The organism is Bacillus sp. BC08 (assembly GCF_054326875.1).
The window spans coordinates 29,213-49,281 of the sequence record NZ_JBTGPA010000040.1; the positions used below are offsets into that span (position 1 = coordinate 29,213).

Sequence of the window (20,069 nt, forward strand, 5' to 3'; positions counted from 1 at the left end):
GGAAAAAGAGCTGATTATGTATCAGCTCTTTTTTATATAGAAGGAACTTTAACAGTAAGTCAGGGAAATAAAATACTTTACTATATAAGTAGTATGCCTTTTATATAAAGAAAAATCGGTACGTTTCGACAAATTCCGATATTTTTTAAATTCTATTCATATTTTTGACAAAAAATTGTCGGAAATGTGTTGTCACGTTTATGTATATGTGCTATATTATTTCCTGTAAGCGATTTCAAATGGTTTTAAAGCGCATTCAAGGGGGACATCTAGAATAATGAAACGTTACGAAAGAAAGTGGAAGCATATTTGTTTGAAACGTGTGGCACATCGCAGTGTCCAAGAAAGCACGGAACCTAAGACTGAAACGCGCAAAGAACAGCTAGAGAAGCAATTGGTTCTACAAAAATAGCAATCACTTTTTCGTATATAAATGAAGGTCAATCGTTCGTTGGGGGATGGACGTGAAATTACTTTCAGCTAAGGGGTATTGTCTGATATATAATTTATACGGCAATAAATAAGCACAGAGCATACGGCGCTCTGTGCTTATTTTTATTATTTATCTTTTTTGAATCGAACTGTTTTATCCCAGCCAATGACTTGTTTCTTGCTCTTTGCACGCAAGTATAAAATTAAGCTACGAATGAATAAGTACGTAAAGAGCTGTGCGTACGTAAAGTACATGATAACACTAATAAAAATATTAGTTGGTGTAAAGGTTCGTTCCACACTCTGGGCACTAAATAATTGCGAAACATATGTAATATATGCGACATACCACATAAATAGTAGCGGAATGCTATATTGAATTTGGAATATCCCGAGTAACCCAATTACAAACCAAACGTTCGAAATGATTAAGAATAGCCAAAATACAACATACACTAAAACTTGTTGTAAGGAATGGACGAGAAGTTTTCCTTTAAAGAAACTTAAGGAAGAAAACATTTTTTCTAAAATATACAAGTTCCCTTGGAGCCAACGGGTACGCTGCTTAATAAGGATTTTTAAATGCTCAGGTTCTTGCTCCCATGTAATCGATTCTGGAACAATCGGTAAGAGATAGCCTTTTTGTGTAATTCGTAATGTTAATTCAGCGTCTTCTGCAATTGCATATGGGTCATAACCGCCAAGCTCTTCTAATGCAGAGCGACGAAGAAGCATGTTTGTTCCTGTTAGTGAACCTGTTTGGAATAGTAACCAGCGCCCAGATTGCATTAGGAGCTGGAAGATTTGAAATTCTAACGAAATCATTCGTGTTAGCCAGTTTCTTTTTTCATTTACAGTACGAACGTGACCGACAGCTCCAACAGCATCCTCGGTTGTTTCAGCATGTTCTACAAGCATTCGTAGTGCATGTGGTTCAGGCTGGTTATCTGCATCATACACACAGAAGTATTCACCATCTGAAATACTAAGACCATAGTTTAATACACGCGATTTCCCTTTTGGTTCACCCGCCGGTACACGAATGTGACGAATATGAGCATAAGCTTTATCGAAATCGTCACCAATTTCAGGTGTCTCATCTTGAGAGTTATCGTTTAATAAATAAACAGTTAGTTTGCCTGGATATTCAATCTTCGCCATCGCCTCTAAAGTATCTTTAATAACGACACCTTCATTGTGGGCGGGTATTAAAATGTCGACGCTTGGATACTGTTCTAGCGTACGATCTTTTCGTTTCCTATTTCGGTGAACTAAGCCCGCAAGTGTTAAGAAAGAATAGTAAACGAGTAAGCCAGAGAACAGAAAGGCTGTAAAAATAAGTACATATTTAATTGAAAATGTTATGCTGATCCAAAAAACAAGTACGCAAAACAGGAGGAATAAAAGGAGTATAACGAGTGTCATCATAATACTGTCGGTCCTTTTGTAGCGATTTGTTCTCGTTTAATCTTAATGTCTTGAATTGCCTCAGCTGTAAGCCATTTTTCCATTTTAGGCTGTAGACGGTTCATTACAATATCGGCACCAGCGTCATTTGTATTTTGTAATAAAATGACTAATGTGTTGTTATCATATTCAGCAACAAGGTCAAAGTCAGCCCTTACCGTTTCAACTAATAATGAAGCTACACGGTCCATAACACTTTCCTTCGTATATTTACTAAAGGGAGTGAAGTCAAAATAAATCATAAGGCCTGTTTCATTACGACGATTCATTGCATTTATTAATAATGCTTGTCGTCTTTCGAATTCTTGTCTTGTTAATAATTTTGATTCTCCAATGTATTGTTCTAACGTTCTCACACGTTCGGTTAATTCTTTATTTTCATGAATAACCTTCTTTAATAAATGAGTTGAGATATATACGATGAAGAAGTTTGCTGCCATTAGGAAGTGGGTAATAATGTATTCCCATTGTTCTGATGTACTCCATAAGTAAAGCCATGCTTGGTAGAATAGGTAGAACACCGAAATGATGGTTCCTAATATGAAGAAAACAAAGGCAATTTTATCAGCCAAAAATAGAAATAGTACATTAACAATTACATATATAATTGTAAAAATGAGAGCATGCTCATATTGCGTTACATGTACAGTTGTAAAATAAAATAAAATTTGTAAAATCCACATAGAGAGGACTTTATAGAAGTTATTTTTCACAAAACTTTCCTCCTTAAAGGTAATTCATGCAAGGATACTTGTAGTATGCACAATTATTAAGAAATAGACCGGATGACTAGATTGTTTTAGAGAGAGCAACAACAAGTAGTATCTCTCTTTTGCAAGAAAAAATAAACAGACTTACTAATTATTGTATCATAATGTTCTTATATTTAAGCATAAAGTATTTAATATATATCGAAAAAATAAATAACAAAAAGTCCCCTCTTTAGAAAAGAGGGGACTTATATCAATTTATAGGAACATCATACCTGCAACTGCTGCATTTAAGAAGTTCGCTAGTGTACCAGCGATAACTGCTTTAATCCCTAATTGTGCAATTTGTTTACGGCGAGTAGGAGCTAGCGTTCCTGTTACACCTAACTGAATTGCGATAGAAGAGAAGTTTGCGAATCCACAGATTGCGAATGTTAAAATTAAATTTGTTTTTGCTGAGAACTCTGCCATGTGTGGTCCTAAGTTTGCGTATGCAACGAATTCGTTGATTGCAAGTTTTTGACCGATAAAGCTTGCTGCTTGTACAGCTTCACCAGGAGAAACCCCGATTAAGATTGCAAATGGTGATAGTAAGTAACCGAAGATTAAATCAAGGCTAAGTTTAATATCGAACAGAGAGCCAATTAATCCTAATAAACCGTTTAATAAAGCAATTAATGCGATGAAAGCCATTAACATTGCTGCTACGTTAATAACAAGTTGCATACCTTCAGATGCACCACGTGCCGCTGCGTCAATAACGTTTGCATCTTCACGTTCAGTAGAAAGTTCAACGTTATTATCTACTTTTTCTGTTTCTGGCATAATTAGTTTCGCAATTAATAGACTTGATGGAGCTGCCATAATTGCTGCTGCTAATAAGTGTTCTAACGGAATACCCATTGCTGCATAGCCGACAAGAACTGATCCGGCAACAGCTGTCATACCGCTTACCATAATAGTAAAGAATTCACTATTTGTTAAACGTGCTAAGTAAGGTTTAATTAAGATTGGAGCTTCAGTTTGTCCTAAAAATACAGTTGTTACAGAGTTTAAACTCTCTGCTTTAGAAGTTCCAAGAAGTTTGCTTAATGCGCCACCAACGACACTGACAAATTTCTGCATAATACCGAAATGATATAAGATTGCAACTAATGAACTAATAAATACGATTGGAAGTAGTGCTTGAATGAAGAAAACAAATCCCCAAGGGCCTTTTGCGTTGACTAAATCCCCAGCAACGAACTTAATTCCCTCGTAAGAAAAATTAATTAATCCTTGAACGCCATCTGCAGCGTATTTTAAACCTGCTTTTCCGGCATCCCATCGTAATACGATAAATGAAAATGACATTTGTAATGCTAGCGCGATTAAAATTGTGCGCCAATTAATAGCTTTGCGGTTGGAAGATAGTAAGAAAGCAATTGCTAATACTCCAATCACGCCGCCAATTCCCCATAAAAGATTCATGCAGTGTATGCTCCTTCCTCATAGTAAAAAAAGTGTATAAACCAGTTGTCTATACATTTACGAATATAACATCTTAAGTAACTTATCATAATGGACATCAGAGGTCAAACGTCTAACGAAAAGTTTAAATAAAAAGAAAATTCTTTAAAAAAACACATATAAAATGATTAGACATGAAATAGGTTATGTTTTTTATGTGAAAATATACATTATGATAACGTTATGGATTGTTTTTGTAGAATATAGTGTATGAAATAGGGAAATAGATACATTATTTTTTCGGGGATATAGGTGACATATACTAAAAAGAGCCTTCTAGTAATCTAGAAGGCTCTAAAAATATAACTTAAGGTGCTTTCGTATAACCTAAGAAGTGCTTACTCCAATAAGAGTTACTTAGTGAAGCAATTGCTACACCTTTATCTCCAGCTTGGATAAACGATCCGCCTCCAAGGTAAATACCCATATGAGAAGGACCTGCTTTATAAGTGTCTTTGAAGTAAATTAAGTCACCTGGTTGTGGATTTGAAGTTTGTGGTAGGCTACCCCAATATCCCGCAACACTTTGACGACTAATGTTATGACCAAATTTCTTAAATACGTGGTAAATGTAGCCACTACAGTCAACACCGTTAGCAGAAGTACCGCCCCAAACGTATGGTACGCCTTGCATTCCTTTTGCATATGCAAGTATGGAAGAACTATCGCCGTTATTATTGCTTGTATTATTATTATTATTGTTGTTATTGTTGTTGTTATTTTGGTTCTCGTTAGGCTTATTATTTACAGCGCCACCAACTGGTGTTTTAGATAGGTAACGTGTTCCGATATAACCATTTTGGCCGTTGTAGTTAATTTTACTCCATCCAGAGTTTTCAGAGATTACTTGAACCTTCTGTCCTTGTGGAAGTGCGCCTATGATTCTATAATTTGTACCTTCGCCACTACGTACGTTTAAGGCAGAAGCATTAATGTAGTAGTCGCCAATTGCACCTTGATCAGGTTGTTTTGGCTGTTCAGGAGTAGCAGTGCCACCTTTAACGAATTTTACAAACTCGCTACTAACGAAGCCTGTTTTTCCTTGATAGTTTACTTTAAACCAACCATTTTCAGACCCAACTACGTTTAATGTAGTCCCATTTAACACGCCGCCAATTACACTATGGTAAGCAGCGGGGCCTGTACGAACGCGTAGAGATGTTGCGTTAACAACGTAAGTACCGCCAGTTTGAACGGTTACATTATTATTTTGTTCTTGGTTGTTACCTTGTGTAACATTGTCGCTAGAACCGCCTTTTGTTACGTAGTCTTTGCTTACGTAAGCAGCTTGTCCAGCATAATTGATTTTGAACCAATCTTGAACTTCGCCAACAACTTGTACAACTTGTCCTTTTGCAACAGAACCTACAGTTGTATGAGAAGTGCTAGGACCTGTACGAACACGAAGAGAAGATACATTTACTGTATAGTTTCCGCTTGCTGGTTTTACAGATTCTTGGTTGTTATTATTCGTATCGTTGTTTGAAGAACCCGTATTTGAAGAAGCACCAGATACAAATTGGCTACTTACATAACCTACTTGTCCATTATGGTTGATTTTCACCCAACCATTTTCTTGCCCAATTACGTTTAATGTTTGTCCTTCATATACACGTCCTGAAACAGAACTAGAAGTGTTTGGAGCGGTACGTACACGTAATACATCAGCAGTAACTTTATTGTTTCCACCTGATGTATTTACATTAGTATTGCTTGCTCCATTTTTTGATACAAATTCGCCGCTAACAAATCCGGTTTGTCCATTAATGTTAATTTTGAACCAACCATTTTCTTCGCCAATCACGTTTAGTGATTGACCGTTATAAACGCGAGAAATGATGTCGTGAGAAGTACTTGATCCTGCACGAACATGTAATACGCTAGCATTCACCGTATAAGATGAACTGTTTGATGCGGAAGCTTGAACAGTTTGTGTAGCAGCTTTTTGTGTATTTTGTTCAGGGGCAGCTTGAACACTATCAAGTGTAGGTGCTGCTCCTCCTGCTACAGACACTGCCGCAAGACCGGCAAGGTATTTTTTCATAATTTGTCGATTCCTTTCTGTCTGTAATGTAGTGAAGAAATATTTACCAACTGTTAAAAATTCTAAAGAGCATGTCGATTACTGTCAAGACTTATGCGGTAATCTGAATATGACAAAAAGATTACAAAAAAAATCAAGGCATAAATCTATACCTTGATTTCCAATTAAATACATATATTGAGTGTAGAAAAGATAGAAATTATTCGTGTTTAAGAAGATGACATATTGGATTGTAACAAGCTTTGAGAAAAGGATCTTTGTAGCATTTTTGTGATAGGGCCAACTTGACCATCTTGGATTGCGGTTCCATCAAGGTGAGTCATTGGCAAAATTTCAATCGTTGTTCCTGTAAAGAAACATTCATCCGCTTGATAAACATCACGAACGCTGAAAAGTTCTTCTTGTACCGGAATGCGAAGGGTTTTCGCTAAAGAAAGGATATATTGACGAATGATGCCATTTAAAATAAGGTGATTGGCTGGATGTGTGTAGAGAGTTCCGTTTTTTATGAGAAAGAAATTAGAACAGCTTCCCTCAGTTACAGTACCATTTCGTACGAAAAGAGCCTCTTTACAACCTTTGCGTTCAGCTTTCGTAGCAGCTAATACATTGGGTAATAAATTTAATGATTTGATATCACAGCGTAGCCAGCGCGTATCTGGTTCTGATATAGCACGTATACCATATTCAATCCATAACGCGGGTCTTTCTTTCTTCGTAATATAGGCATAGATTGTCGGCGGGACGTCATATGAGAATGTGTGGGTACGAGCTTGTACACCACGAGATACTTGCAAATAAATCGTTCCATCTTCGTAGAAATTATTACTTTCAATTAGTTTGTAAAGTAGGATAATAAGTTCTGCTTTTGAGAAAGGGAGTGATAATTCTATTTCTTCCATGGAGCGATATAATCTTGTGATATGCGGATCTAATAAGTGAAAGTTTCCTTTATATAGGCGAATAACCTCATAGACACCATCTCCAAACTGCAAGCCTCTTTCTTCAAGTTCTATGTAAGCACGATGTTTTGTTGTATCAATAACTGCATCATTCCATAGTACAAATTTTTCGTATGCCAATTTTTGTCCCATCCTTTCGTAAGTGCATAAGTAAAGTGAAGCTTTCATTCGGAATAAAAATCACTATAGTAATTTTTATGTGAGTACTTCTTTACATATGACGTATATGTATTTGTAAATGGTAGAGAAGTAGTGATTTCCCCCGCTATTTGTGGGCAGCAATACTCCCACTTAAAAATTCAGCTGGGGGCAAAGAAGTGAAGCAGGCGAATAACTGCCCGTAAATGCCCGATTGGTGAGGGCTGATAATCAGTGGGGGTGAACACCCTCACTGAGTAAAGTTTCACTTTACAGCATTTTGTATATACAAATTCGAAAATAAGAAATAAGAATCCTGCTTTTGAATAAAAAAAAGCAACATTCTGATGGAATGCTGCACAAGGAGGGTAGCTATCTTTCATAGGGACATCGTCTTATTGAATGTTTTGTGTATGGAAACAAAACATATTGAAAGACAATTATAAGAAAGTAGAAATAAACGATTCATATATTTCTTTAAGGGATCTTATTAAAGATGAGAGATAAGAAATATATAGAACCTTGCTTGCATATTTTATTATAGAGATGTTTCATTAACGCTATGTGAATATTTGGTAAAGGTTATGTAATGTTAAAGTTAATGAATATAAGTGATTGTATGGAGAAATATAAAAAAAAGAGGCTGAGATTACTCAGCGCTCTTCTTTTCTTCTTTAATAGCTGTCTTTACTTCACCAGTTTTGGTCTTATTACTTTCAGAGAAGCGAAGTAAGTCACCTTCAATGATTTTGTCAGACATGTTCAATTCATTTTGAGCACGATCAATGAGTGGTTGAGATTCTTCTTTAGGTAGTTGTACAACTTCGCCAGTAGAACGATCGTAGAATGTACTGTTCGTGTACATGTACTTATCTGTAACGAAGCTACCGTCACGAAGAACAACGAATCCTTTATTTTCTGGTGAGAATACATCATGACCGAATTGAACTTGATTTGTAGAATCTACACCAAGTAAGTTTAGAATTGTTGGTTTAATGTCAATTTCACCAGTTGGTTTTGAAATTGTTTTACCTTCTTTTTGACCTGGAACGTGAATAAACATCGGTGTTTTTTGTAAGTTCATATGGTCAAATGTAGTGATTTCTTCTTTTCCTAAGAACTGTGCCATTGCACGGTTATGGTTTTCAGAAATACCGTAGTGATCACCGTAGAATACGATAACTGAGTTGTCGTAAATACCTTCTGCTTTTAGACGCTCAATAAAGTGTTTCATTGCTTCGTCTAAATAGCGAGCAGTTACCATGTAACGGTCAAATACGCCATCACCAGAATTGTATTCATCGATTAATTTCGTACTTTCATCATAAGTGAATGGGTAATGGTTTGTTAAAGTAAGGAAGCGAGTATAGAACGGTTGCTTTACTTCTTTTAACATATCGATAGATTGATCGAAGTATTCGATATCTTTTAATCCCCAATTTAATTTCGTTTCTGGCGTAATCTTGTAGTCAAGTTCGTTGTAGTAACGATCATAACCAAGTGCCGGATACATAATATTACGGTTCCAGAATGTTGCATTGTTCGCGTGGAATACTGATGTGTGATATCCTTGCTCACGCAAAATTTCTGGAGTTGCTGTATATTCGTTATTACCGTGTGTGAAGAATACAGCACCACGGTCTAGTGGATACATGGAAGTATCTACTAAGAACTCAGCATCTGATGTTTTTCCTTGCCCAGTTTGATGGAAGAAGTTATCAAAGTAATAACTTTCTTTCGTAAATTGGTTTAAGAACGGTGTAACTTCTTGTCCGTTAACTGTTGCACCAATTAAGAATGTTTGTAGTGACTCAAGAGAGACAACAATTACGTTTTTCCCTTTTGCAGTACCAAACATATTTGGATCTGGTTTGCTTTGCGTTGTTTTTACGTAGTTTTCTGTTTCCTGTAATTTACTACCGTCAGCAAAAGCCTTTTGTGAACTTGATTTTGCTTGTAAGCCAAGGTCGTACACTTGGTGTACATATAAACCTAAGTTTTTAACAAGCATAACGCGGTCGAATGAACGTGTTAATAGTTCAGGACGTTCGGCTTCTGCCAGCCCTAAGTTTGCGAAGAAAATAGCAACTGTTGACACGAAGTATAGGGAGCGCATTGGGCGTGCTACACGTTCTGTCGGTGCAAAATTCTTCATCTTCTTCAATAAAATGAAGAATACGATAATATCAGCAAATGCAAGGATGATTTTGTAGTTAAACAATTCTTGCACACTAGAACCTAAACTACCAAAGTTAGATGTTTGTCCTAGTACAGGTAAAGTAACGAAGTCATTGTAGAATCCGTAGAACATTACGTTACCAACAAGAATGATTGTTAAGACAAAATTAATTCCAAGTGCTATATAGTTACGTTTTTTCCCTTTTGCAAATAATGCAAGGCCAACAAGCAGTAATGATGCTGCTAATGGGCTAAGGAATAAAATGAATTCTTGCATGAAAGATTCAAGTTTTAAATCAAAGCTTGTGCGTGTAATAATATATGTCTTCAACCATACGGCTAAAGCTACGAATACAGTGAAACGCACATTTTGAAATTGTGATTTCAAGGTTTCTTTCATTCATTTCCACCCTTTCTCTATCAGGCTTGGTCGATTTTGGAGCGAAAAATGCTAAAATAAAAAATACATAGTTTTCTTGGCCATAATTAAAGGTTCTATATTCACCCATATACGACTATAACTATGCATACCCTTTTGGTTTCTTTTGCTGCTCATAAGTATAACGTCATTTCTGTATTATACAACAAAATTCATTTCTGAGAAACACTATAACATTTTACATTTTTTGTATGAGATTTGTCACTACCAGAGAAAACTTTAACATTCGTTTATATGTCCGTCAACTAGAAAATATAACAAAGGTAGAGCAGAATGTTAAGTGGAATTGAAAATTTTCTTTGTTGAGAAATAAGAAATGACGATGGGTAAGCGGTTATCTAGAAACCTATTATATGAAGGAAAGTACGGGAAAATTAACGAACACTTGTTCTTTTTTCGTTTGTTTGTTACAATGAAAGTTCATTGATAGATTGTGTGTAATTTTGATGAACTTTTACTGATAACATATTGTAGCTTATTTCTTTTTAAAAATAGGGAGGCTTTCACATGGAACAAAAATTTTCAGTTGAAGCGTTTTGGAAGAAAACAAAACATGTTGCAAAGCAAGCAGGACAGTCGGTCATTTATGCAAGTTTATTATTGTTTTACGTTTTGCAAAGACCTGATGTTCCAAAGCGAGTGAAAATTATTGTGATTGGAGCACTTGCTTATTTTATTGCACCAATTGATGCCATCCCAGATTTCATTGCTGGGGTTGGTTATACAGATGATTTAGGGGCGTTGACGGCCGCACTATTGCAGGCATCGTTATACGTCAATGAAGAGGTGAAGGATAAGGCACGAGTGAAGTTGGCAGAGTGGTTTGGTTCGGATATAGACACATCATTTATCGATCAGAAATTAGATCAATAGGTGAGAACTGTCATGTGGTGACAGGGCGAACGTAAGCGAGGAAGTGCTTTATGCCATCAGGAAGAACGCATACGAAAATAAACTTAATATCCCTTCCGGTTGTTTTGTTTATGCTCTTTTCGTATGGATTAACAAACTTGGATTTTTTATTAACTTTTGCAATTGGCTTTTTAGTAGGTACTTCATTTTTAACGCCGGATTTAGATACATATAGTAATGCGTATAATAAATGGGGATTCCTACGTATATTTTGGTATCCGTATAAGAAGGTCATGCCGCATCGCTCCTTCTTTACACATACAATTATACTTGGTGATGTGATTCGTATTGCATACATGTTAATTGTATTTTCTCCATTTTTATTCCTATTAAATGTGATCGCGCTTGATGGGAATTTAATAGAAATTGCGAAGAAACATGAGGTTGAAATTGTAACGTTCGTAATGGGAATTGTTGTGGCAAGCACGCTTCACATTATAGCGGATAAAGTGAATACGCGTCGCAAGAAAATGATGAGAAAAAAGAAGAAACGCAGAAGATAAAAAAACCGTCCCAAAAGGTGTTTTGGGACGGTTTTTTCTTATTAATAGGTCGGTTATCGATGAAAATTCATTTATCATGCGATAGTGTCGTTTTAATCAAACGTTTGTTTAAACTTAAGCTGTTAGCACTCTAATACCTTTTACGATGTTCCAAATGAAGTAGTATAAGCTAATAATGCCGCAAATACATAAGACAATCATTGCTCCAATGCCAAGTGTTACGTCTGGTTGATTCGATCCGATTCCCATAATTCCTAGAATAATAAATCCAATGAATGCCGCGATACTTGGAATAATGTGTGTCCATAGAGCGCGTTTTGCGTGTGGTTTTGTTTCAGAATCGCCCACAACCCACACAATGATAGGGAATAAGATAGGGGCAAATAATACACTAAAGTATGATAAAGCTGCTAATATTTTGTTTCCGTTCATATATATCACCTCATAAATAATATCCGTTGTTATACCTTTATTATGCAGGAAATATAGCGAGCTTCCTATCGATGAACATTACAAGAACGTGACGTTTTTGTAAGATTTCCATACTAAATGATAAAATTTTCAAAAAAATCTTTTGTAATGGAAATTGTTGTGATAAAATTAGTGAAAACGTTTTCTTAAACGTTTTTTATTTTAGACTTAAAGGTATGATGACCTGATAGTCTATTGGTGAGGTTATTCTATTTAAAAGGGGATTCTTTAGGGGGAGAGAACAATGAACACATGGACACAAGTTTATGATCCGTTCGGAAACATTTGGATTTCGGCAGCGGTCGCACTTATTCCGATTATCTTTTTTTTCTTAGCTTTAGCAGTTTTCCGCATGAAGGGGTATGTGGCAGGGTTTATTACAGTTGTACTCACAATTTTAGTGGCGTTATTCGCTTATAAGATGCCGTTCACGATGGCGATGGCAGCGACCGGATATGGTTTCTTATACGGACTATGGCCGATTGCTTGGATTATCATTATGTCGGTATTTTTATATAAAATATCTGTAAAAACAGGTCAATTCGATGTTATTCGTGCATCTGTCTTATCCATTACAAATGACCATCGTTTACTCGTTATTTTAATCGGTTTTTCATTTGGAGCGTTTTTGGAAGGGGCAGCAGGATTTGGTGCACCAGTAGCGATTACGGCAGCACTTCTTGCAGGTCTTGGATTAAATCCTTTATATGCAGCGGGTCTTTGTTTAATCGCAAATACGGCGCCAGTAGCGTTCGGAGCGATGGGAATTCCGATTACAGTTGCTGGACAAGTAACTGGTATTGATCCACATAAAATTGGACAAATGGCTGGACATCAATTACCGTTTCTATCATTATTTGTTCCGTTCTTTATCGTATTTTTAATGGATGGATTTAAAGGAGTAAGACAAACATGGCCAGCTCTATTTGTAGCGGGGAGCTCATTTGCAATTACGCAGTTCATTACAGCGACGTTCTTAGGACCAGAACTTCCGGATATTACGTCAGCACTTGTAAGTTTAGTGAGTTTATCGCTATTCTTAAAAGTTTGGCAGCCGAAAGAAATCTATCAGTCTAAAGAAGCAAATAGTGAAGTAGCTGCGACGACAGCAACATCTATGCCGAAACTAACAGTAGGGAAAGTAGTAAAGGCATGGTCTCCATTCATTATTTTAACTGTAATGGTAGTCATTTGGAGCCAAAGTTTCTTCAAAGCGTTATTTGCTCCAGGTGGCGCATTAGAAAGCCTTGTGTTTAAGTTTGAGGTTCCAGGCTTACACAATCTAGTAATGAAAGCAGAGCCAATTGTAAATAAACCGACGCCTTATGAAGCAATCTTGAAATTCGATGTTTTATCAGCGACGGGAACAGCAATTTTAATTGCTTGTATCATTTCGATCTTTATTTTGAAAATGAGTGCAAAAGATGCAGTAGTAACATTTAAAGAAACGCTAAATGAGCTTAAGATGCCAATTCTATCTATCGGATTTGTATTAGGATTCGCATTTATCGCAAACTATTCTGGTTTATCTTCTACATTAGCGTTAGCACTTGCAGGAACAGGCGGACTATTCCCGTTCTTCTCACCATTCTTAGGCTGGATCGGTGTATTTTTAACAGGATCCGATACGTCAGCGAATGCACTGTTCTCGAATTTACAAGCGATTACAGCGCAGCAAGTCGGTGTATCTGAAGTACTTCTCGTTGCAGCAAATACAACGGGCGGTGTAACTGGAAAAATGATTTCTCCGCAATCGATTGCAATTGCTTGTGCTGCAGTGGGACTTGCTGGAAAGGAATCAGATTTATTCCGCTTTACAGTGAAGCATAGTTTATTCTTCGTAATTATTGTTGGTATTATGACGTATGTACAGGCATATTATTTAACATGGATGATTCCATAAACAACAAAAGAAATAAACTTTTCATTTTTCAGATTATAGTGTATGATGGGAAAGTATTGAAAATTAAATCAGTGATAAACTAGGGGTGCCTAACGTATGCGTAGGCTGAGAGAGAAGCGCGTGAACTTCTTAACCCTTTGGACCTGATCTGGCTCGTACCAGCGTAGGGAAGTTAACGGCTTTACATAATGATGTCTTTATGAGCCAGGTCCTTATTTTTTTATGGACCTGGCTCTTTTTATTTTGGCATACGCTGGCCATATCTTGTCCTTGTCACGTACAGGGGGGCAACAAAGGTTATGAAACAGTCTGTTTCAGCTGAGCAAATTGAATTGAAATCGAGTTTACCAGGAAGTAAGAAAGTGTATGTGGATGGACCACGCGCGGGTATGAAAGTGCCGATGCGCGAGATTGAACAAAGTGAAACGAACGGCATTCCGAATCCGCCAATTCGTGTATATGATACGAGCGGTCCTTATACAGATCCTGCGTATAAAGTGGAGCTGGAAAAGGGGATTCCAACGCCGCGCCATTCTTGGATTCTGGAGCGCGGAGATGTAGAAGCATACGAAGGGCGCGAAGTGAAACCAGAGGATGACGGTGTAAAAGTGGCTTCGAAACATACACCTGTTTTTCCGCAAATGGATCGCCAGCCGCTTAGAGCGAAGCAAGGGGCAAACGTTACGCAAATGCATTATGCACGTAATGGCATCATTACGTCTGAGATGGAATATGTTGCGATTCGTGAAGGAGTGGAGCCTGAGTTTGTTCGTAAGGAAATCGCAGAAGGCCGTGCCATTTTACCAGCGAATATTAACCATCCGGAAGCAGAGCCGATGATTATCGGACGTAATTTCCACGTGAAGGTCAATGCAAATATCGGAAACTCTGCTGTCTCTTCTTCTATTGCAGAAGAAGTAGAGAAGATGACGTGGGCAACGCGCTGGGGTGCGGATACGATTATGGATTTATCTACAGGTAAAAATATTCATACGACGCGTGAGTGGATTATTCGTAATGCGCCTGTACCAGTCGGAACTGTACCGATCTATCAAGCGCTGGAAAAAGTAAACGGAATTGCAGAAGATTTAACGTGGGAAGTGTATCGTGATACGTTAATTGAGCAAGCGGAGCAAGGTGTTGATTACTTTACGATTCACGCAGGCGTATTACTCCGTTACATTCCGATTACTGCAAAGCGTACGACAGGTATCGTTTCACGTGGTGGTTCAATTATGGCACAGTGGTGTTTATTCCATCATAAAGAAAACTTCTTATACACTCATTTTGAAGAAATATGTGAAATTATGAAGCAGTACGACGTTTCGTTCTCTCTTGGAGATGGATTACGTCCAGGTTCGATTGCAGATGCAAATGACGAAGCACAGTTTTCTGAGCTTGAAACACTTGGTGAATTAACGAAGATTGCTTGGAAACATGATGTGCAAGTGATGATTGAAGGACCTGGGCATGTACCGATGCATTTAATTAAAGAGAATATGGAGAAAGAGCTTGATATTTGTCAGGGCGCGCCGTTCTATACACTTGGACCGTTAACGACAGATATTGCACCAGGTTATGACCATATTACATCCGCAATTGGGGCTGCAATGATTGGCTGGTTTGGAACGGCGATGCTTTGTTATGTAACGCCGAAAGAACATTTAGGTTTACCGAATAGAGATGATGTTCGCGAGGGAGTTATTACGTACAAAATCGCTGCGCATGCGGCTGATCTTGCGAAAGGGCACAAAACGGCTCATCAGCGTGATGATGCACTTTCAAAAGCTCGCTTTGAATTCCGTTGGCGCGATCAATTTAATTTATCTTTAGATCCTGAACGTGCGATGGAATATCACGATGAAACATTGCCAGCAGAAGGCGCGAAAACAGCTCATTTCTGCTCTATGTGTGGACCGAAGTTTTGTAGTATGAGAATTTCACATGATATTCGTGAATATGCGAAAGAAAATGATTTAGAAACGACCGAAGCAATTGAAAAAGGGATGAAAGAGAAAGCGAAAGAATTTAAAGACACTGGTAGTCATTTATACCAATAACACGTTACACCTCTTTACTTGATTGATCACACTGTAGTACCTAACTTAAATATAGAAGAAGCCCGCTTTGCTAAGACGGTAGCAAAGCGGGCTTCTGTCGTTTATCCCACATTAATGGGCAGTAAGACCCCCACCTCAAAATTCAGTGAAAGCACAGAAGTTAGGTGGGGGTCGGGCTGCCCATTAAAGTCCGATTGGTGAGGGCTGATAATCAGTGGGGAATGAAGAAAACCCCCACTGATTAAAGTTTCACTTTATAAGGCGAAGAAGAGGTGTACCCAGTAGTATAAGAGGAATAATGTGACGACTGTTGTGAGAGGAATAACGATAAGGGATACACTTAAATAGTCTTTCCATTTTACTTTAATTTTGTTTTGTTTCAGGATATACATCCAAATGAGGGAAGCTAGTGTACCGATTGGTAATAATAGTGAACCGATGTCACTACCAATAATGTTTGCGAGATAGATAGTTTTTAATGTGACTGGGTCTAGTCCCATTTCTGTTAATGTGATTGTACCAATCATAAGTGCAGGATGGTTATTGAAGACGTTAGAGAGGAGGGAGACGAGTCCGCCCATTGCAAAGCTAGCATAGAGTAGATGTTGACTTACAACTGGTTCAAGCCAATTTACCAGCGCCGTTGTTAATCCTGCGTTATGAAGCCCGTAAATAATGACATACATAGAGAAAGCGAAAATCAAAATGTGCCACGGTGTCTTTTTTAAAATATCGACAGGGTTCGTTCGTAAGTAGTACCATCTCCAGATGAGAAGAATGAGTGAACCGAGTACAGCAACAATTTCGATTGGAATTGATAAGAAGGATGCAACGAATAGAAGACAGCGCATAAGGAAGACGAAGCCTAATACTTTTAGCATGAATCTTGTCCGTTTTTGTTTCGTATCAACTGAATTTTTTCCTTTTAACGGATGGAAGTTTTTCGTGAAGAATATTTCTTCGATATCATATGAAGAAACAGGTAATTTTTCAGGGAGTTTTTTCTTTAAAACTGTATACATAAGCCATGACATAAACAATAGTCCTAATGTTGCAGGTACAAACATCATAGCAGTATGCATATAAAGAGTCATATTCACAATATTTAATGCGATTAAGTTTACGATATTACTTACACCAATTGGTGCACTAGATGCAGTAGCGATTAAAGCACCGCTTAATAAATAAGGGATTTGTTGATGTGGTTTTAATTTAAGGTTTCTCAGTAGTAAAATTAGGATTGGTGTTGTAATTAAAATACTACCGTCGTTATTGAATAAAAGAGTCATAAGAAAACATAATAATTGAATATACCAGTATAAACGGCGACCGGAGCCTTTTGCTAAATTTGCAAGTTTCGCTGCGGACCAGTGGAAGAAGCCGAAGCTCTCTAATATAACCGCCATAACGATGGTCGCTAATATTGTTATAGAGGCACCGCCAATTTTACTAATAATGTCCATGACGTCTGGTCTTGATACAAGTCCAGTAATCAAGATAATGCCAGCGCCAATTGCTGCCGGCCACGCCTCATTTAAACCACGAGGTCGCCAAAAGATAACAATCATCGTTAAGAAGAATACAATAATAGTAATCCATATTTCAATGCTCATATTTTGCCTACCTTTCTATTTTCCCTTGAACAAATGTAGCTTGTCTCAAGTTTGTATTGATAGTATATTCAGCAAAAAATAAGAAGAACTAGACGTATAATGGAATAAAGCGAATATGTGTTTTTCAAGCTAAAGGACAAGTGTCACTAATAGCGAAATAACTATTGTGAGAGGAGTCTATAAATTAGTGGGGCGATAAGATAGTAAATGAAATTTATATGGGTGATTATGGAGATATATCAGCGATTCTTGAAATATATTAGCGATTTTTAAAATATATCGACTGATCGACAAAATATGACAAAAGGAGCCCATCCCAAAATGCCTTTTGGAACAGACTCCCGACTATATTATTTTTCCTTCAAAAAAGTTCGATCCTTCAAGAATAAATTCCAGAAGAAAATAAATCCTGGTAGTAAAATTGCGATTCCAATTGCGTATAGGATAAGCAATGCATAGAATGTTTCTGTAGTTGTAAAACTTGTAAATACAGTTACATCAGGATAAATAATATAAGGTAAATGCGCGACACCGTAAGCGTAACTTGCAAATGCATATTGAGCGACGACTGCTAAAACGGCAATGCGAGGGTATCCTAGTGTGCCATACTTCTTGTTTGTCCACCAAAGGGAAGAGTACCCGATAACGAATAAAACGATAGAAACTGTAAACCATGGGAATTGTTTTATGAGTCCTTGCATAAGCCAGTGTGTTTCCGGATCCATTACAACGAGGGCGATAATCGCCGTAACGAGTGTTGCGGGACCAAGGATGATGGCGTTTCTTCTATAAATTCTATACGAATCTTCTGAACCTTGCTCTCTCGCAAAATCAGCAAGAAAGAGCGAGGAAAGAAATAGTTCCGAAGTTAGTCCGAAGAGCATATAGCAGTAGATAACCGGGCTAGAAAGAAGTTTTCCATACAAAAGTACTTCTTTTCCTTCAGACATTGTAATATAAGCCCCCTCTGTAACGGGTAAAACGGTAATTAATAAGGCTGGAATTAAGAGCCCAGTAATACCTGAAATCACCCGAAGGAGGAATTGATATTTTGGCAGAGAGTAGGCAAATACCATGAATGTACTACGAATTGCAATGAGTATTAAAATTAACATAACTGGTACGAACATCACTGTCGCAAGGGTGAAAGCAGCTTTCGGAAAGAAACCGAGAAAAGCGACAACGACAAAGACGAGAAATGTATTTGTTACTTCCCAGGTTGGTGATAAGTATCGATTGGCTAGCTTGGCAGCGAGCGTTGGATGTTTTGCGTATACCATGCCCCAAAAACCTGCTCCAAAATCGATGGAACCTAATATACTGTATACGAAAATAAGAGCCCATAAGATGATGATTGCAATACTTTCCTCATGCACGAGAATCGCCTCCTTCGTGATGTAAATCATTTGTAAGCGGATGTTTCTTAAAGAATGTCCGTAGTACAAAAACTGTTAAAATACCGAGTCCAATATATAAAATGATGAATAGAATAAATAAAGGACCGACAAAATCAGCGCGTGTAGAAGCATCAACTGTCCGTTGCATACCATAAATGGTCCAAGGTTGACGACCACTACAGCTGAAAATCCACCCAAATTCAATACCGAGCATCATAATTGGTCCACATGCGGCAGCTCCCCAAAGAAGCCACTTCGGTAATTCTGTTCCTTTTTTTCGGTAAACAAAGTACCAATACAAGAGGGCGATTGCCGCAACTGCAAAAGTAAAGGCAGCGGTGCCGACCATTAAGTTGAATAGTGTATGTGTATAAAATGGTGGCCATGTTTCTTGTGGGAATTCCTTGAGTCCTTTTACGACGGTGCTAGGGTCGAGTCCCACGAGTAGGCTAAGCATGTTCGGAATTTCTAGTGCATAGTTTAGTTCAAGTGTGTTCGGATCTACAACTCCACCAATTGATAACGGTGCATGTGATGTCGTTTCAAATAAAGCTTCAGCAGATGCAAGTTTTTCAGGGGAATGCTTATGTAAGGCAATCGCCGATTCGTGTCCCGAAAGCCACATCGTAGCACCTGTAATAAATGTCACGACGAGCCCTAACAGTAGTCCTTTTTTATGATATGCCACTTCACGTTTATTTAAATTCTTCTTTAATAATTTAAATCCAGCGATAGAGGCAATGACAGCTGCTCCAGTTGCGTAGGCTGTAATCACAACGTGGAATGCGCTTGTGCCAAAACTCGGATTAAAGAAAGCTTTCCACGGATCAACGTTAAAAACGGATCCATCTGGTCCCATTGAAAAGCCTGCGGGTGTATTCATCCATGTATTTGCTGATGTAATAAGCACGGCAGATGCCGTGGCACCAATCATGACGAAAAATAGCGAGATTAATCTCATAAATGGAGGTAGTTTATCAGCTGCATATACATAAATGGACATGAACAAAGCCTCTAAAAAGAAGGCGAAAATCTCAATTTGAAAGGGAACAGAAATTACCTGCCCAACAATTTTGGCAAAACCAGGCCAAAGAAGTGAGATTTGCACACCAACGATTGTTCCAGTCGGAATTGCTACACCGAGAAGGATGGCAAACGCCTTCGTCCATCTTTTCGCCATAATGGCGTAGTCGGAATCTTTCTTCCAGTGATATAGTATTTCACTTATAAAAATCATCAATGAAAGTCCCACGCCGAGTGTTGCAAAGATAATGTGGAATGCTAATGAAGAACCAAAAAATGCTCTTGCTAATGTTACCGTATCCATATGT

General features: G+C 37.8%; 14 protein-coding genes and 1 riboswitch. Of the genes, 4 read left to right on the forward strand and 10 right to left on the reverse strand.

Features of this window, described 5'->3' with window-relative positions; translation table 11 throughout:
• Positions 1-558: 558 nt before the first annotated feature.
• From ACXVYO_RS26495 to ACXVYO_RS26520, 6 genes are all read right to left on the reverse strand, one after another.
• The gene (locus ACXVYO_RS26495; protein ID WP_327802606.1) at positions 559-1,860 is read right to left on the reverse strand and encodes a glycosyltransferase family 2 protein; all 1,302 of its coding nucleotides are present in this window, start codon (positions 1,858-1,860) and stop codon (positions 559-561) included.
• Positions 1,857-2,612 (reverse strand): dGTP triphosphohydrolase, encoded by a 756-nt coding sequence (locus tag ACXVYO_RS26500; protein WP_458469198.1) that lies wholly within the window; start codon positions 2,610-2,612, stop codon positions 1,857-1,859. The genes ACXVYO_RS26495 and ACXVYO_RS26500 overlap by 4 nt, the downstream gene beginning before the upstream one ends.
• 255 nt (positions 2,613-2,867) lie before the next feature.
• The gene (locus ACXVYO_RS26505; RefSeq protein ID WP_458469199.1) at positions 2,868-4,079 is read right to left on the reverse strand and encodes a NupC/NupG family nucleoside CNT transporter; all 1,212 of its coding nucleotides are present in this window, start codon (positions 4,077-4,079) and stop codon (positions 2,868-2,870) included.
• A 346-nt stretch (positions 4,080-4,425) separates the two neighbouring features.
• Complete coding sequence (locus ACXVYO_RS26510) at positions 4,426-6,162, reverse strand: C40 family peptidase (protein ID WP_458469201.1); 1,737 nt, start codon at positions 6,160-6,162, stop codon at positions 4,426-4,428.
• Positions 6,163-6,371: 209 nt separating this feature from the next.
• On the reverse strand, positions 6,372-7,256 hold the full coding sequence (locus tag ACXVYO_RS26515) for a D-amino-acid transaminase (RefSeq protein WP_458469203.1): 885 nt from the start codon (positions 7,254-7,256) through the stop codon (positions 6,372-6,374).
• A 655-nt stretch (positions 7,257-7,911) separates the two neighbouring features.
• On the reverse strand, positions 7,912-9,840 hold the full coding sequence (locus tag ACXVYO_RS26520) for an LTA synthase family protein (RefSeq protein WP_458469205.1): 1,929 nt from the start codon (positions 9,838-9,840) through the stop codon (positions 7,912-7,914).
• 546 nt (positions 9,841-10,386) lie between these two features.
• On the opposite strand from ACXVYO_RS26520, the gene ACXVYO_RS26525 reads away from it, so the two are divergent.
• Positions 10,387-10,752: a YkvA family protein gene (locus ACXVYO_RS26525; protein WP_458469206.1), complete on the forward strand. Its 366-nt coding sequence runs from the start codon at positions 10,387-10,389 to the stop codon at positions 10,750-10,752.
• 50 nt (positions 10,753-10,802) lie between these two features.
• Entirely contained in the window at positions 10,803-11,294 is a 492-nt protein-coding gene (locus tag ACXVYO_RS26530; RefSeq protein WP_172553451.1) for a metal-binding protein, read from the forward strand.
• Positions 11,295-11,408: 114 nt separating this feature from the next.
• Here the strand turns inward: ACXVYO_RS26530 and ACXVYO_RS26535 are convergent, their stop codons facing one another.
• Complete coding sequence (locus tag ACXVYO_RS26535; protein WP_073517132.1) at positions 11,409-11,726, reverse strand: DUF4870 domain-containing protein; 318 nt, start codon at positions 11,724-11,726, stop codon at positions 11,409-11,411.
• 283 nt (positions 11,727-12,009) lie between these two features.
• Between ACXVYO_RS26535 and lldP the strand changes: the two genes are divergently transcribed.
• Entirely contained in the window at positions 12,010-13,668 is a 1,659-nt protein-coding gene (lldP, locus tag ACXVYO_RS26540; protein WP_458469208.1) for an L-lactate permease, read from the forward strand.
• A gap of 71 nt (positions 13,669-13,739) precedes the next feature.
• Positions 13,740-13,855: riboswitch (TPP riboswitch) on the forward strand.
• A 112-nt stretch (positions 13,856-13,967) separates the two neighbouring features.
• Complete coding sequence (gene thiC, locus ACXVYO_RS26545; RefSeq protein ID WP_458469210.1) at positions 13,968-15,728, forward strand: phosphomethylpyrimidine synthase ThiC; 1,761 nt, start codon at positions 13,968-13,970, stop codon at positions 15,726-15,728.
• A gap of 254 nt (positions 15,729-15,982) precedes the next feature.
• Here the strand turns inward: thiC and ACXVYO_RS26550 are convergent, their stop codons facing one another.
• The 3 genes from ACXVYO_RS26550 to cydA form a co-directional block, all read right to left on the reverse strand.
• A complete protein-coding gene (locus ACXVYO_RS26550; RefSeq protein WP_458469212.1) occupies positions 15,983-17,341 on the reverse strand; it encodes an arsenic transporter in 1,359 nt (452 codons plus the stop codon).
• A gap of 350 nt (positions 17,342-17,691) precedes the next feature.
• The gene (locus ACXVYO_RS26555) at positions 17,692-18,717 is read right to left on the reverse strand and encodes a cytochrome d ubiquinol oxidase subunit II (RefSeq protein WP_000544166.1); all 1,026 of its coding nucleotides are present in this window, start codon (positions 18,715-18,717) and stop codon (positions 17,692-17,694) included.
• On the reverse strand, positions 18,710-20,065 hold the full coding sequence (gene cydA / locus ACXVYO_RS26560; protein ID WP_458469213.1) for a cytochrome ubiquinol oxidase subunit I: 1,356 nt from the start codon (positions 20,063-20,065) through the stop codon (positions 18,710-18,712). Before cydA ends, ACXVYO_RS26555 begins: the two co-directional genes overlap by 8 nt.
• Between the last annotated feature and the right edge of the window lie 4 nt (positions 20,066-20,069).

Coding starts and splice junctions, on each gene's coding strand:
- lldP (WP_458469208.1), top strand. CDS start 12,010: ATGAACACATGGACACAAGTTTATGATCCGTTCGGAAACATTTGGATT.
- ACXVYO_RS26505 (WP_458469199.1), bottom strand. CDS start 4,079: ATGAATCTTTTATGGGGAATTGGCGGCGTGATTGGAGTATTAGCAATT.
- ACXVYO_RS26550 (WP_458469212.1), bottom strand. CDS start 17,341: ATGAGCATTGAAATATGGATTACTATTATTGTATTCTTCTTAACGATG.
- thiC (WP_458469210.1), top strand. CDS start 13,968: ATGAAACAGTCTGTTTCAGCTGAGCAAATTGAATTGAAATCGAGTTTA.
- ACXVYO_RS26515 (WP_458469203.1), bottom strand. CDS start 7,256: ATGGGACAAAAATTGGCATACGAAAAATTTGTACTATGGAATGATGCA.
- ACXVYO_RS26495 (WP_327802606.1), bottom strand. CDS start 1,860: ATGATGACACTCGTTATACTCCTTTTATTCCTCCTGTTTTGCGTACTT.
- ACXVYO_RS26530 (WP_172553451.1), top strand. CDS start 10,803: ATGCCATCAGGAAGAACGCATACGAAAATAAACTTAATATCCCTTCCG.
- ACXVYO_RS26535 (WP_073517132.1), bottom strand. CDS start 11,726: ATGAACGGAAACAAAATATTAGCAGCTTTATCATACTTTAGTGTATTA.
- ACXVYO_RS26510 (WP_458469201.1), bottom strand. CDS start 6,162: ATGAAAAAATACCTTGCCGGTCTTGCGGCAGTGTCTGTAGCAGGAGGA.
- ACXVYO_RS26525 (WP_458469206.1), top strand. CDS start 10,387: ATGGAACAAAAATTTTCAGTTGAAGCGTTTTGGAAGAAAACAAAACAT.
- ACXVYO_RS26520 (WP_458469205.1), bottom strand. CDS start 9,840: ATGAAAGAAACCTTGAAATCACAATTTCAAAATGTGCGTTTCACTGTA.
- cydA (WP_458469213.1), bottom strand. CDS start 20,065: ATGGATACGGTAACATTAGCAAGAGCATTTTTTGGTTCTTCATTAGCA.